Origin of the sequence: Epilithonimonas zeae (assembly GCF_023278365.1) — a bacterium.
GTDB lineage: Bacteria > Bacteroidota > Bacteroidia > Flavobacteriales > Weeksellaceae > Epilithonimonas > Epilithonimonas zeae_A.
This window is the reverse complement of record NZ_CP075338.1, coordinates 1,353,295-1,366,601: the sequence shown is the minus strand read 5'-3', so window position 1 is coordinate 1,366,601 and position 13,307 is coordinate 1,353,295. Positions and strand designations below refer to the sequence as shown.

At 33.7% G+C, this 13,307-nt stretch carries 15 protein-coding genes; 4 read left to right on the top strand and 11 right to left on the bottom strand.

The annotated features are described in order from the left end of the window. Positions 1 to 27 precede the first annotated feature (27 nt). Positions 28 to 654, bottom strand: coding sequence for an XAC2610-related protein (locus KI430_RS05915; RefSeq protein ID WP_248877332.1), 627 nt, complete (start codon positions 652 to 654; stop codon positions 28 to 30). A 77-nt stretch (positions 655 to 731) separates the two neighbouring features. Continuing rightward, positions 732 to 1,238 (bottom strand): hypothetical protein, encoded by a 507-nt coding sequence (locus tag KI430_RS05910; RefSeq protein WP_248877331.1) that lies wholly within the window; start codon positions 1,236 to 1,238, stop codon positions 732 to 734. Between the two features lie 220 nt (positions 1,239 to 1,458). Between KI430_RS05910 and KI430_RS05905 the strand changes: the two genes are divergently transcribed. Next, positions 1,459 to 1,698, top strand: coding sequence for a hypothetical protein (locus KI430_RS05905; RefSeq protein WP_089872632.1), 240 nt, complete (start codon positions 1,459 to 1,461; stop codon positions 1,696 to 1,698). Positions 1,699 to 1,882: 184 nt separating this feature from the next. Further along, positions 1,883 to 2,527 (top strand): J domain-containing protein, encoded by a 645-nt coding sequence (locus tag KI430_RS05900; protein ID WP_248877330.1) that lies wholly within the window; start codon positions 1,883 to 1,885, stop codon positions 2,525 to 2,527. Here KI430_RS05900 and KI430_RS05895 read toward each other — a convergent pair. From KI430_RS05895 to KI430_RS05860, 8 genes are all read right to left on the bottom strand, one after another. After that, positions 2,520 to 2,672 carry a hypothetical protein gene (locus KI430_RS05895; RefSeq protein ID WP_248877329.1) on the bottom strand — a complete coding sequence of 51 codons (153 nt, stop codon included), beginning with the start codon at positions 2,670 to 2,672 and terminating at the stop codon, positions 2,520 to 2,522. The two genes, KI430_RS05900 and KI430_RS05895, sit on opposite strands and share 8 nt — an antisense overlap. Positions 2,673 to 2,770: 98 nt before the next feature. After that, entirely contained in the window at positions 2,771 to 3,439 is a 669-nt protein-coding gene (locus KI430_RS05890; RefSeq protein ID WP_248877328.1) for a GDSL-type esterase/lipase family protein, read from the bottom strand. A gap of 84 nt (positions 3,440 to 3,523) precedes the next feature. Next, positions 3,524 to 4,585: an endonuclease gene (locus tag KI430_RS05885; RefSeq protein ID WP_248877327.1), complete on the bottom strand. Its 1,062-nt coding sequence runs from the start codon at positions 4,583 to 4,585 to the stop codon at positions 3,524 to 3,526. A gap of 196 nt (positions 4,586 to 4,781) precedes the next feature. Then, the gene (locus KI430_RS05880; protein WP_248877326.1) at positions 4,782 to 5,855 is read right to left on the bottom strand and encodes an endonuclease; all 1,074 of its coding nucleotides are present in this window, start codon (positions 5,853 to 5,855) and stop codon (positions 4,782 to 4,784) included. Between the two features lie 257 nt (positions 5,856 to 6,112). Further along, the gene (locus tag KI430_RS05875) at positions 6,113 to 7,315 is read right to left on the bottom strand and encodes an ABC transporter permease (RefSeq protein WP_248877325.1); all 1,203 of its coding nucleotides are present in this window, start codon (positions 7,313 to 7,315) and stop codon (positions 6,113 to 6,115) included. 12 nt (positions 7,316 to 7,327) lie between these two features. Continuing rightward, the gene (rbfA, locus tag KI430_RS05870) at positions 7,328 to 7,687 is read right to left on the bottom strand and encodes a 30S ribosome-binding factor RbfA (protein WP_074233633.1); all 360 of its coding nucleotides are present in this window, start codon (positions 7,685 to 7,687) and stop codon (positions 7,328 to 7,330) included. Positions 7,688 to 7,891: 204 nt separating this feature from the next. Continuing rightward, complete coding sequence (locus KI430_RS05865; protein ID WP_248877324.1) at positions 7,892 to 9,040, bottom strand: alpha/beta hydrolase; 1,149 nt, start codon at positions 9,038 to 9,040, stop codon at positions 7,892 to 7,894. Then, the gene (locus KI430_RS05860) at positions 9,030 to 10,019 is read right to left on the bottom strand and encodes an alpha/beta hydrolase (protein ID WP_248877323.1); all 990 of its coding nucleotides are present in this window, start codon (positions 10,017 to 10,019) and stop codon (positions 9,030 to 9,032) included. Before KI430_RS05860 ends, KI430_RS05865 begins: the two co-directional genes overlap by 11 nt. A 175-nt stretch (positions 10,020 to 10,194) precedes the next feature. On the opposite strand from KI430_RS05860, the gene KI430_RS05855 reads away from it, so the two are divergent. Then, entirely contained in the window at positions 10,195 to 11,493 is a 1,299-nt protein-coding gene (locus tag KI430_RS05855) for an aminopeptidase P family protein (RefSeq protein ID WP_248877322.1), read from the top strand. Positions 11,494 to 11,554: 61 nt separating this feature from the next. Here the strand turns inward: KI430_RS05855 and KI430_RS05850 are convergent, their stop codons facing one another. Then, positions 11,555 to 12,193, bottom strand: coding sequence for an alpha/beta hydrolase (locus KI430_RS05850; protein WP_248877321.1), 639 nt, complete (start codon positions 12,191 to 12,193; stop codon positions 11,555 to 11,557). A gap of 102 nt (positions 12,194 to 12,295) precedes the next feature. Between KI430_RS05850 and KI430_RS05845 the strand changes: the two genes are divergently transcribed. Beyond that, positions 12,296 to 13,246: an isopenicillin N synthase family dioxygenase gene (locus KI430_RS05845; protein WP_248877320.1), complete on the top strand. Its 951-nt coding sequence runs from the start codon at positions 12,296 to 12,298 to the stop codon at positions 13,244 to 13,246. The last annotated feature ends 61 nt before the right edge of the window (positions 13,247 to 13,307 follow it).

The following is a 13,307-nucleotide window of genomic DNA, read 5'->3' as shown; positions in this document are numbered from 1 at the left end:
AAAGCTTTGCGATTGCAAAGCTTTTTTCTATTCTTTGATAGGATCAAAATCTGAAAAGAATACTGCGGCGTCAGAAGATTGATAAGGCTTCTTCTTTAGCAGTATCTGTTCATTATTTTTAATTTTATAACTGTAAACACTATCGTTATAAAATTCGACTTTTGCAAAGTTTTCCAATTTGTTATTTCTGAGTTTGAAAAATAACGTAGTGTTGCTCCCCGAAAACATATAAGAATTAATACAGTTTCTCGTTGGATTGTAATGGAGATTAGGATATTCTTGAGAATTAGTTATGTCTATTAATTTTTGCTGTTTTGGATCAAATATCAACAGTTTTTCTATCTCATTGGCGCCTCGGGCAGCTTGCGCAAAAGAAATTTTGATGTCATTATAACCGTCGTTATTCAGGTCTTCATCGGTTGTTACATATAGATTGCTTTCTTCTTTTCTGAAATTTCCCAATTGGATTTGAATCCATTGATTAGCAGATTTCTTGTATAAAATGAAATCTACAACGGGTTGTTTGCCTTTATTGTTTTGTGTGATATTGATTTTGTATTGATTAGCTTTTATAACTGTTTTTGAATCAGAAAAATATTCATTTTTTTGACTGAAACAAATGCTGGAAATTACAAGAAATAATAATTTGTACATAAAGGTGTTTTCGACAAAGTAATGAAAACTATTAAAATAAAAGCTTTGGGATGGGCAAGGTTTTTTGTTTAAGTGTTTTATTGAAAATCTGTTAAGCTTAAAACTCCAAAACCCCTGAAGCCATAAATATCTGAGTAATTAAATTTTAATATTAAATACCTTTTTTCTTTTTGTAAGATCTCAATAGAATTAATTTTTTCAAAATGACTTGGAAAATTACCGGTCGCGGATGAGGTTTTAAATTCATTTTTCGTGTTCTGAATTATTTTGAAATATTTAAACATTCCGAAATAATTTTCTATAGTTTCTCCTTGAAATTTCAGATTAATAAAAGGCTTAAAAAAGTTTGATTTCTTATCATAAATTTCTACTACTTGAGAATTGGAATCATATCTCAAATACTCTTTTTCCATCTTCTTAAAATCGGGATTGTAATAGTCAGCAACTACTTTATTAACTTTATTCCCATCAATTATTGTGTCTTTAGCATTGACTATTAATATAGGAGTATATAGTCTTAAATCTTGAGAGAAAAAAATGTTGCTGGTCAAAAGTAGTATAAATATCGATATGATTATTTTCATTTTAATGTGATTGACTTATAAACAAAAGTAACTATAATTAATAATATTTGAAATTGTGAGAAAATTACTTTCGCAGCGCGCCCCGAACTGAGTGGAGCTATTTTTTGTTTTGCTAAAAAAAAGTGGGAACGGAGGGCGGATAAAGGCGCCCCAATAATTATTTAAAGTAAAAGATTTAGGTCTGCGTCTTCCTAAATGTAAAACGTAAAACTTTAAAAAAATGAAAAAAGGAATTTTAGCCATCGCAGGTTTAGCAGCTATCGCAATCATCGCCAAAAAAGCGCAAAAAAGAAAAGCATTCGTAAGAGGAATCTTCGACGAATATGATGTGAAGGAAAGAACACCGTTCGGTTTTGCAGACAGAATTAGAACGATGAATGACGAAGAATACAACTCTTTGAAGGAGAAAGTGAGAGCGCAATTTGGAAGAGGATGCTGCAAACCAAGAACTGCAGAATAATTTTTTAAAAAATTAAATTAAATTGTTAAGAAAAACGGAAAGTGATTGCTTTTCGTTTTTTTTTGCTTTTATTTCTCGCAAACCGGGCAAGTTTTGCTGATTTTCTATCTGCATAATCCGTGAAATTAGTGAGAAATTAATTTTTGAGTGTTATTAAAATAAACGGAATCATTAAATTTGCTTTGTGAAGGATTACTATTACTTTCTCGGAATTCCTCAAAATGCTTCTGCAGAAGACATCAAAAAAGCCTACAGAAAATTGTCTCTGAAATATCATCCGGATAAAAATGATAATGATGAGTTCTTTTCTGATAGATTCAAAGAGATCAAGGAAGCTTATGAAACTTTGATGGATGATGGACGACGAAAGTTGTATGACCAAAATCTCTCCAGTCAGCAGAGAAATGTGAAAAGTATTCTTCCTCCGAAAATCAAGAATTTTTCTGCTAGTAAAATCCGAGCAATAAAAGGTGAGGAAATTACTATTTATTGGAATACTTATGATGCGGACTTGGTAAAAATTGTTCCTTTTGGATTAGAAAAACCGAATGGTGAAAGGACGATTAGAATAAAAGAATTTGATTCTCAAGGGAAATTCCAGATTTTGCTCCACGCGACAAATACTGTTCTTCATAAAACAATTGTTCAGGGAATTACAATTACAGAATTAGCAGAATCAGAATCTACAATTGATGAAAAAGAATCTTTAAACAATCCATCTGAATCTTTCAAGAAACCTGCAAAAAAAGAAAATCAATCTAAACGACTGGTTTCTATATTTATATTTTTAGCATTGGCTGCTATGATTATCTGGATGATGTTTAACTGATTTTCAATCTGCCCGGACATTTTTTACAACGTTTCCCTTTCTTGAATTTTTTGCAACATTTTTTCTTGTCGCAATACATCATTTCATCGTTTCTGTAAGCCGGAGCCAAAGGGGCAATCTTGAAAGGAATAACAGTTGAAATCATAGCTGCAAATATAAAGTAATTTAGAATAAATACAAATTAAAAATAAAAAATTCCTTAATTATTTAAGAACTAAGGAATTAATTTTATGTTTCAAAAATTTATTTTAAATAAGGCTCTATCACTTTTGCCCAAAGTCGATAACCTTCAGGCTTCATATGCAACATATCTTCTTTGAAAATGTCGGTTTTTACTTTTCCGTTTTCGTCATTCATTACTTTTGTAATATCAATATATTTTGCTCTTTTTTGAGTTTTAAGGTAAGCTTGTATTGATTGATTAAGTTCTTTCATCTGCGGCCAAAACTGTTCACGGCTTGGTGAATATTTGATAGAAACATAAGCTACCGGAACTTTCGGATATTTAGCTCTGATTTTTCCAAAGAATGTTTTGAATCTTTCTAAAACTTCGGCTGAAGAAGGATTGTCTGTAGCAATATCATTTTCTCCACAATAGATAACAATCTGTTTAGGATTGTAAGGCGTGAGAAGTTCCTCGGAATAATTATTTAGATCTAATAATCTGGAACCTCCAAAACCTCTGTTGATAATCGTTTTTCCTGGAAAATAATCATTCACGTCTTTCCAATAAGTAAAAGATGAACTTCCTAAAAATAGAATTGGTTTCTTAGAAATTCCGTTGATTTCATCTAATTTTTTGAATTCCTGGATTTCTTTCCAATAAGGTTTATCCTGAGCAAAGAATAGGAGAGAGTTGAGAATCATTGCCAAGAAAAAAAGCTTTTTGAAAAGCTGTCTGTTGTATTTCATTTTTAGATTTTTTGAAGTTTCAAGGTAAAAAAAATCAGCTGCCAAAGCAACTGATTTCAGGTTTTTAATATTTGTTTAAGACAATTAATCAACGATGAATTTCGCGTTCAATTCTCCTGTTTTCAAGATGTAAACACCTTTTGGAAGATTTTTCAAAGTGATTGTATTTCCATTCTGGAAAGGATTTTCAATCGTTTGTACATTCTGTCCAACAGTATTGTAAATAAATGCTTTTTTGAATTGTTTCAAGTCTTTGTCTCCTGTTACCTGAATTGTATTTCCTTTTACAGGATTTGGAGCAATTGTAAGATTCTTAGAGAAAGAAGCATCATCTACAGCCATTACAGTTCCCCAGATTTGAGCAATATATTCTGGATGATCAATGAATGGATTTCTGTTTCCTTGGTATGCATAAACGGCATTGTTTCTGTCAATTTCTTTTTGAGATAGAGGATCTTGCTGGTGCCATCTTAAAAGCATACTTAAAAATGGCTCAGCAAATACTTTAAAAGTGCTTCCGTCATACATATCATAATTAAATCCGGTAATTAACGATTGATATCTTGTAGCAAAATAGAAATAGATTCTCGCAATATCACCTTTGAACTCATTGATTGGTTCGAAAACGGTTCCGCCATAACCATTCAGTTTGCTGCTTCCTAATTTTGAGCCATTTCTGGAAGTCCAAGTTGCAGTTCCAACTTCTCCATAAGGCCAGTTGCTTCTTCTACCATTCACATAACCGTCAGTTGGTAAAAGGTGGTGGTAGTCATTATGCATTGGTGTTCTATCGTCGAACGTCGATTTTGGAATGGTATGCTCTCTGTTATAACAAGATGCTTCTCCGCTGTAATTACCGCATTGATTAGCTCCCATTGTATAATTGTAAGGATCTGGTCCGGTCGGATTTTCAGAATAAATATCTAAAACAGTATTATCTTTTTCATAATATTTGTCTCTATCGGCTGAAGAAAAAACACCCCAATTGTAACCTTTGTCTTGGTGGCCTCGTGTAGCGATTTCGCTTAGTTTAGTCTTAAGTGCGGCGCCGGTAAGTCCGTCAGTTCCATCATAATAACCGGTTGGAATCTGCGCATTTGTAATACCAAACATACCAACCAAAAGAATAAAAATACTTTTTTTCATTTCAAAAAATTAAGGGCGCTAAAGGTATAAAATATTATGATTGATTAATGTTATTAATTATTAACATTGTAGCAGTAATTTATTATTAATTAAATATTGTATTTTCTATTCGATAAAATTTTAGATTTTTAATATTGCGAAATAAAAAAAAGACAGAAATTAATTTCTGTCTTTCATTGAAATAAATTTGTTTTGATTACTCAATTATAAATTTGGTGTTTAATTCTCCGGTTTTAAGAATATATACGCCTTTAGGTAAATTTTTCAAAGTAATTGTGTTTCCAGCTTGGAACGGATTTTCAATGGTCTGAACATTTTGTCCTACCATATTATAGATAAATGCTTTTTTGAATTGTTTCAAATCTTTATCTCCAGTGATGCTAATAACATTACCTTTTACAGGGTTTGGAGCAATAGTCAAATTCTTAGAAAAAGAAGCGTCGTCTACAGCCATTACAGTTCCCCAGATTTGAGCAACATATTCTGGATGATCGATGTATGGATTTCTATTTTTTTGGTAATTGTAAGCCGCATTGTTTCTTGTAATTTCTCTTTCAGAAACTGGGTCTTGCTGGTGCCAAAGCAACATAAGATTTAATTCCCAAGTCGTCAATCCTTGATTAACATTACTTGTATTAAGCATATTGCCACTAGAGAAACCAGAAAGTTTTGTTTGGTATCTTGTAACAAAATACAACATTACTCTCGCAACATCACCTTTGAACTCATTGATTGGCTCGAAAACTGTACCTGAATAGCCAGAAGAAGCATTAGGTCCAACTTTAGATCCATTCTTAGAAGTCCAAGTCGGATTGTTTACTTTACCGTAAGGATAATTGCTTCTCATTCCGTTTACTTTCCCGTCTGTCGGAAGGATGTGTTGGATGTCGGAAACCATTGGACTTGCTTCATTAAAAAGACTCTGTGGAATAGAGTGTTCCCTGTTGTAGCAATCTCCTTCGTTGGCATAGTTACCACATTTTTTTACACCGTGCTGGTAATTGTAAGGATCTGTACCAGTAGGATTTTCAGAATAGATATCCAGAACACTACCATCATTTTCGTAGAATTTGTCAGTATCTGTTGTAGGATAACCATTGTAAAGATTATCATAGCTTTTGGTTTGGTAACCAGCAGTTATGATTTCTCCAAGTCTAGTTTTAAGCGCATATCCGGTCAATCCGGCTGCGCTGTCATAGTAACCTGTCGGGATCTGCGCATTTGTAATGCCGAACATTCCAACAGCAAGAATAAAAATACATTTTTTCATTTCAAAAAATTAAGGGCGCTAAAGGTATAAAATAATTTTATAAATAAAGTATTTAATTATTAACATTATACATTGATTTGCTACTATTCAGATGATTTTTTTTAATAATCTTTAAAATGCTAATGTTATAAGTGCAAAATTCTAAAATGCAGATAATTTTATCTGTATTTTTTATTTTATCAGTATGTTAAATATTTAACAACAGGTTTTTACTGTTTAAGAAGTAAGGGATTTCGCAAATGAGAACCAACAAGATTCTAATTATCCGAAATATATCTTTTATTAATTTTAGAAAAAATCCAGGAAATAGAAAGCCCAAAGAATAGAGCTGTAACAGAAACAATAATATAATTTATCATTTCTATTTTAACCGGAAAAGGTAAGGTCTCACTGGCACGGAACAACCCTGTTCTTATTTGCAGATAAGAAATCACCGAACCAATCACAAGTCCCATCATAATTCCAAAGAAGACAATCAAAAATCCTGTGAAGAAATAAATCATCCTAAGATTCTTTTTATTGAACCCTAAAGCGACTAAGGATTTCGCCTGGTCTTTTTTGTCTAATTGTAAAATAGTAATCGCTCCAGCCAAATTGAATGTCGTAATGAAAATCACCAAACCAAAGATTAGATAAATCATCAGTTTCTCGGTATTAATCATTTTCCAAAAAGCTGCATTTTCTTCAGATTTTGTATTGATGACTATTTTATCTCCAAACTCTTTAGACAGATTAGATTTAACGATTTCTGCATTGGCAGGATTTTTCAGCTTAATCACGATTTGATAACAAGCCGATTTTGGAAGTCCAAGAAGTTGTTGTGTTAATTCTATCGGAGCAATTATGTAATTATCCAATTGGTCATTACCAGGGAAAATTCCACTGACGAAAATGTCTTTCTTATTAAAAATATCATTCTCTTGCTGGATAATTCCTTTTCCAGGTTTCGGCATCAGAATCGTTGCAAAATCTTGACTAGAGTTCACAGGAAGCGAGAGTCTGTTGTCCAGACTATTTTCCATAATCACCTCATTGCTGTATTTGAAATCGGGATATTTGCCATAGAAAATATTTTCATTGATAGGATTCACACTTGTGTAAGCAGAATCTACGCCTCTCAGGTAAGCAATTTCCCCATTATTTTTATAACTCAGATAGACTTTTTCCTCTATCAATTTTGAGAAATGAGCAATATCAAAATTTTTCTTCAGCGAGCTTTGGATTTTATCAATATCCGGTAAAATCTTCCCGGTTTTGCTTTTGATAGTAAGATCTGCGTGCAGGTTGGCAATCATTTGCTTGTTCATTTCCTCCAATCCGGAGAAAACCGAAATGATGATAAACATCGCTGCCACAGCCGCCACCATCGCAAGAGCCGCCAGCCAAGTGATGAAGGTAACTGCTGTACTTCCTTTTTTAGAAATCAGATATCGAGATGCTATGTAAAAAGCATTTTTCAATACAGTCGCAGGTTATAGAATTGGGTTGTCGCCTTCGCCTTTTAGCTCTCTTTCGATGCGTTCTACATCGTCCAGACTTGTGTCGATGTAAAAAGACAATTGCGGAATGATGCGCACTTGCTTAGACATTTTTTGTCCAATATAGTTGCGGTAAAAAGCATTATTGGTGTTGATTTCTTTCATAATCGGCTTTCTCAGTTCAGCCGGAAAGATGCTCAAATATATTTTTGCGATACTCAAATCGGCAGTTACTTTCACGTCAGAAACCGATACCAAAAAGCTCTCTTTACTTTCAGATGCCTGTTTGCGGAAGATTTCTGCCATATCTTCCTGAATAATTTGCGCTACTTTTCTTTGTCTGTTGCTTTCCATAAATGCTGCAAATTTAGTGTTTTTATTTTGAATTTTTTGGAGCTATTTCCCGCTTTTCGCTCATACTCCTCACGCCATGGCTTTTCCCAAAGCTAGTTGCGGGGTAACCGCTGCAATCGGGGCTAGGGATTTTATCATCCTAATATCCGTTTAGCAACAAATAAGATTTGTCATTCCAAAGAATACATATAGAAGGATTGAAAATTATGACTTCATCAACCAAATCAAAGCTTGTTTCAGTTCCCGTTTCCAATAGTTTTCAGAATGTGTTCCATCTTCATCTATTTTCACAACAATATTTTTTTCCGGAACAGATTTCTTTAACAACGATTTGTTTACAGTTTCAATTTCAGGAACCATCGTTTCATCTTCATTTTTTCCGGCTACAAAATAGAATTTAGAATTTCTGAGATTGCTTTGGTTTTTATTCAGATAGGCCTTCAAATCCTTGGAAACAAACCAAAATGCAGGGCTGAAGATTCCGGCTTTTCCAAAAACTTTCGGATATTTTACCGAAGCGTAAAGCGAAATCAAACCACCCATAGAACTTCCCATAACCAAGGTTTTAGAAGCTTGTTTCTGAGTTCTGTAAGTTTTATCGATATAAGGTTTCAAAGTTTTTGTAAGAAATTCCAGATACAAATCGCCTTCGCCTTTCGTTTTATATTTTGCATTATTCCACGGCGAATATTCTGCCAGTCTGGTTTCTCCACCATTGTCGATTCCTATGACGATTGCAGACTCTCCAGTCTCAGAAAAGATTTCATTTAGTGTTTCATCCACGCTCCATTCTCCGGAAAAACTTGTGAATTCATCAAAAAGATTCTGTCCATCGTGCATATAAATCACAGGATATCTTTTGTTGGATTTTTTGTAATCAGGTGGAAGGTAAATCCAGATTTTTCTCGTCGTATTGAGTTGCGGAATTTTAAAATTCTCACTTAAGATTTTTACATTAGAAGTCGCGGTATGCTTTTTCTCTTTTGGCTGCGTCCAGTTTTGGATTTTTAATTCAACAGTTTTTGAAGAATTAGAAACTTCCAAAGTTCTGTTTTGAGAATCTTCAGCAGTTTCCCAATTGCCTTGCGTGATTTTATATTCTATTTTCTGGGATGGAGTAGGAATCGTTAATGTATATGAACCTTCCAGATCTTTTTTGAACTCAAACTGGCTATCATTCGGATTCCAATTGTTAAGATTAGAAGCCAGAAATAGCTTCGGATTTTGATTTGTATTCTCAGGAAGTTCTACAATTTTAAAAGTAATTTGCGCATTCAAAACAACAGCTGCCAAAACTGAAAGTAAAAATAATGATTTTCTAAAGAGAAAAAATTTAAACCAATTATTGTACATATTTGGTCTGTAATTTTATGAATTCTAAAGTTTTTTTTGCGACATCTTTAGCTTCATCCAAATTGATATTACTAAAAGCGTGTTTCGCATTGTCCAAAACAAAATATTGATGATAAATTTTGTTTTTTTCCAATGCATCTGCCAATAATTGAGATTGTGAAATATCCACAGTACTATCGCTGGTTCCGTGAAAAATCAAAGTTGGTACAGTTTGTTTTGTAATGTAAGTCACCGGAGAGAATTCTTTGCTTTTCTTGATGGCTTCTTCTTTTTGAGTATTAATATCGAAGCCTGTCAACTGCTTTATTTTTTGTTTTCTTATGTTGTAAGTTTTCGGATAAGACATTTTAAAAGCTTTCAAAAGTAACTTATTAGCATCGGTTTTGAAAAGCTCATTCAAGTCAGATGGTCCGAAAAAATTGACTACATATTTCAGTTTTGGAAATCCGGAAATGATATTGTTTTGCTGATTATAAGCGGTCAACATTGCAATGTGAGCACCGGAAGATCCGCCCCAAACCCCAATGTTATTAATGTCTAATTGATATTCTTCAGAATTATCCTGGATCCATTTCAGAACATCTGTACAATCCTGCAAAGTTTTATCTAGATGCGTTTCATTATTAATATTCGTAAAATTGATACTGATAACCGTGTAATTGTTGTCCACAAGTTCCTCCAAAACATACGCTCTGTAATTTTGTGCAACAATTTCTTTATCACCAATAACCCAGGCACCACCGTGGATGAAGATAACAACAGGAGATTTAGTTGTAAGATTTTTAGGCTGATAAATGTCCAGTTTTAATGGCTGATTTTCAGACGTATTTTTGTAAATAATATCTTTTTGGAGATTATAATTAAGGGCGAGTTTGGGCAACTTTATATCCGAATTGGCTTTTTCCATACTCACTTTATAGCTAAGAAAACTAAGGATAATCAAAGAAAAAACAAGTATGATTCTGTATTTTACTTTCATCTAGAATATATTGCATTCCAAATATAAGTAAAAATGCTGTGAATATTATGTTAAATCGTATTTTATGAAAAATTTATGGTTAAGTTTCTCCTTTGCACAGCTATGTTTTGTAAATTTGGATCACTTTAATTAATTTCTTATTTGATAGGAAATTGTAATTCAAATCCATTTTATAATGACAACAAAATACGAACAGATTCCAAGTTCTCTTTTTGTGAAAAACAGAAAGAAGTTTGCAGAACAATTGTTACCAAAATCTTTGGCCGTTTTCAATTCCAACGATATCTATCCCATCAGTGCAGATTCTACAATGCCTTTCCAACAGCATCGTGATATTTTTTATCTGAGTGGAGTAGACCAGGAAGAAAGTATTTTGGTGATTTTCCCTGATGCTTATTTGGAAGAAAATCGTGAGATATTATTTTTAAGAGAAACCAACGATCACATTGCGGTCTGGGAAGGTGAAAAATTAGACAAAAATCAAGCTTTTGAAACTTCCGGAATCAAGACGGTTTATTGGTTGAGCGATTTTGATAAAGTCTTCAAAAATCTGATGTACGAAGCTGAAAATGTTTATCTGAATAAGAATGAACATTACAGAAATGCTGTAGAAACGGAGTTGAGAGAAGACCGATTCATCAAAAAAATACAGTCGGATTTCCCGATGCATAATTATAAAAGGAGCAATCCAATTCTTCAGCGTTTGAGAAGCATCAAAGAACCAGAAGAATTAGCCTTGATTCAAAATGCGTGTAATATCACGGAAAAAGGAATCAGAAGATTACTGAATTTCATCAAACCCAACGTTTGGGAATACGAAATCGAAGCGGAACTGATCCACGAGTTTGTAAGAAACAGAAGTAGAGGTTTTGCTTATACGCCAATTATTGCAAGTGGAAATAATGCGAATGTTCTTCATTATATCGCCAATAATATGCAATGCAAAGAAGGCGATTTGATTCTTTTGGATGTTGGTGCAGAATATGCGAATTACTCCAGTGATTTGACCAGAACGATTCCAGTGAGCGGAAAGTATTCGGAAAGACAAAAGGAAATTTACAACTCGGTTTTAAGATGTAAAATTGAGGCTGAAGATAGATTGGTTGCAGGAAATAACTGGTACAGATTCCATAAAGAAATGGGTGAGGTTTATACTACCGAATTGCTTCAACTGGGATTGATTGATAAAGCTGATGTCCAAAATGAAGACCCAAAATGGCCAGCTTACAAAAAATTTATGATGCACGGAACTTCTCATCATATGGGATTGGATACGCACGATTACGGAATCTTAACAGATGATTTTGTTGAAAATATGGTGTTTACCAACGAACCAGGTTTCTATATTCCGGCAGAAGGATTCGGCGTGAGAATTGAGGACGATTATGTGATTCAGTCTTCCGGAAAACCATTTAATTTGATGGCGAATATTCCAATTACTGTGGAAGAAATCGAAGACCTGATGAATTCTTAATTCGAAATTTAATTCAAAACATAAAAAATCCCGAACAGAATTAATGTTCGGGATTTTTATTTTATTTCTTAAAAAATTCCATCAAATCGAGATAATTTTTCTGATTCACGCCGTGTCCGGACATATATTCTCTAAACGAAAAATAAGCACTCAAATCATATAAAAGGTCTGCTGCTTTTCTGCCCCATTCCAAAGGAATCACAGCATCGTCTGTCCCGTGAGAAATAAAGAAACGCAGATTTTCTAATTTCTTTTTTTCTTTCACAATGTTTTTCAGAAGCTTCTCTTCTGGATAAGAACTTAGACAAGCTATTTTCGAGAACAAATCCGGATATTGTAAAGCCAGAGAATAAGCAATCATTCCGCCTTGGCTGAAACCGCAAAGATGCGTCTTGTTATCCGTCAAACCATATCTGTTGGTAACGGTCATAATATTTTCCAAAACCAGTTTTACAGCTTCATTAGCTTCATTTTCGTCCACAAAATTTTCAGCATTATTGAAGTCGATATCAAACCAAGCATAGCCACCGTAGCTGGAATTTTTCGGTGCTCGGAAACTGATGACCAACCAATCTTCCGGTAAAGTTGGAACAAAACTAAAAAGGTCTTCTTCATTGCTTCCATAACCGTGAAGCAAAAACAAAACGGGCGTTTCTGGCGTAATATTTTGAGGTTCTCTTACGAGATATTGTAAATCCATTGTGCAAAGATAAATAACAGAACTTAGAATTTTGAATAGTTTTTATCTATAAGTTTTGTGTGCTATAAAAAACGTATTTTAGCACCACGAAAAATTTCTAAAATGGATAAAATACCTAGTGTAGACCTGCGTGATTTCCTTTCGGACAACCCGGAACGCAAACAGAAATTTGTAAATGAAATCGGAAAAGCTTACGAAGAAATTGGTTTTGTAGCCCTGAAAGGACATTTCCTGGATGACCAACTCGTAGACAATCTTTATGGAGAAGTCAAAAACTTCTTTCAACTCCCAACAGAAACCAAATTAAAGTACGAGATTCCCGGAATCGGAGGACAAAGAGGTTATGTTGGTTTTGGTAAAGAAACCGCAAAAGGCTTTAAAAAAGGAGATTTGAAAGAATTTTGGCATTTCGGACAGTACGTTTCGGATGATTCAAAATACAAAAGCGAATATCCTGACAATGTCATCGTGGAAGAACTTCCAAAGTTCAATGAAGTTGGGAAAGAAACTTACCAGATGCTTGAAAAAACTGGGAAATATGTTTTGAGAGCTTTGGCTTTGTATCTGGATTTGGATGAGTTTTATTTTGATGATAAAATTGCTGAAGGGAATTCTATCCTTAGACCAATTCATTACCCGCCAATTACCGAAGAACCGAATGATGCGGTAAGAGCTGCTGCTCACGGAGATATTAATTTGATTACGCTTTTGATGGGTTCTCAAGGGAAAGGTCTTCAGGTTCAAAACCACAAAGGTGAATGGATTGATGCGATTGCAGAACCTGATGAATTGATGATTAATGTTGGCGATATGTTGTCAAGACATACTAATAACAAATTGAAATCCACGATTCACAGAGTGGTCAATCCACCTAGAGAATTATGGGGAACTTCGAGATATTCTATTCCATTTTTTATGCATCCGGTGAGCGATATGCCTTTGAATGCACTTGAAAATTGTGTTGATGAAAATAATCCGAAATTGTACCCTGATGCAACAGCAGGAGAATTTTTAAGAGAAAGATTGATTGAATTAGGTTTGATAAAAATCTAATTGAAATTATATTTAAAAATAAAAATACCGTTGAAAACTCAACGGTATTTTTTATTTCGAT

Bases quoted from the DNA above. Each gene is read 5' to 3' on its own strand.
- KI430_RS05880 (WP_248877326.1), bottom strand. From the start codon at position 5,855: ATGAAAAAATGTATTTTTATTCTTGCTGTTGGAATGTTCGGCATTACA.
- KI430_RS05905 (WP_089872632.1), top strand. From the start codon at position 1,459: ATGAAAAAAGGAATTTTAGCCATCGCAGGTTTAGCAGCTATCGCAATC.
- KI430_RS05890 (WP_248877328.1), bottom strand. From the start codon at position 3,439: ATGAAATACAACAGACAGCTTTTCAAAAAGCTTTTTTTCTTGGCAATG.
- KI430_RS05845 (WP_248877320.1), top strand. From the start codon at position 12,296: ATGGATAAAATACCTAGTGTAGACCTGCGTGATTTCCTTTCGGACAAC.
- KI430_RS05885 (WP_248877327.1), bottom strand. From the start codon at position 4,585: ATGAAAAAAAGTATTTTTATTCTTTTGGTTGGTATGTTTGGTATTACA.
- KI430_RS05865 (WP_248877324.1), bottom strand. From the start codon at position 9,040: ATGTACAATAATTGGTTTAAATTTTTTCTCTTTAGAAAATCATTATTT.
- KI430_RS05910 (WP_248877331.1), bottom strand. From the start codon at position 1,238: ATGAAAATAATCATATCGATATTTATACTACTTTTGACCAGCAACATT.
- KI430_RS05860 (WP_248877323.1), bottom strand. From the start codon at position 10,019: ATGAAAGTAAAATACAGAATCATACTTGTTTTTTCTTTGATTATCCTT.
- KI430_RS05895 (WP_248877329.1), bottom strand. From the start codon at position 2,672: ATGATTTCAACTGTTATTCCTTTCAAGATTGCCCCTTTGGCTCCGGCT.
- KI430_RS05915 (WP_248877332.1), bottom strand. From the start codon at position 654: ATGTACAAATTATTATTTCTTGTAATTTCCAGCATTTGTTTCAGTCAA.
- KI430_RS05850 (WP_248877321.1), bottom strand. From the start codon at position 12,193: ATGGATTTACAATATCTCGTAAGAGAACCTCAAAATATTACGCCAGAA.
- KI430_RS05855 (WP_248877322.1), top strand. From the start codon at position 10,195: ATGACAACAAAATACGAACAGATTCCAAGTTCTCTTTTTGTGAAAAAC.
- rbfA (WP_074233633.1), bottom strand. From the start codon at position 7,687: ATGGAAAGCAACAGACAAAGAAAAGTAGCGCAAATTATTCAGGAAGAT.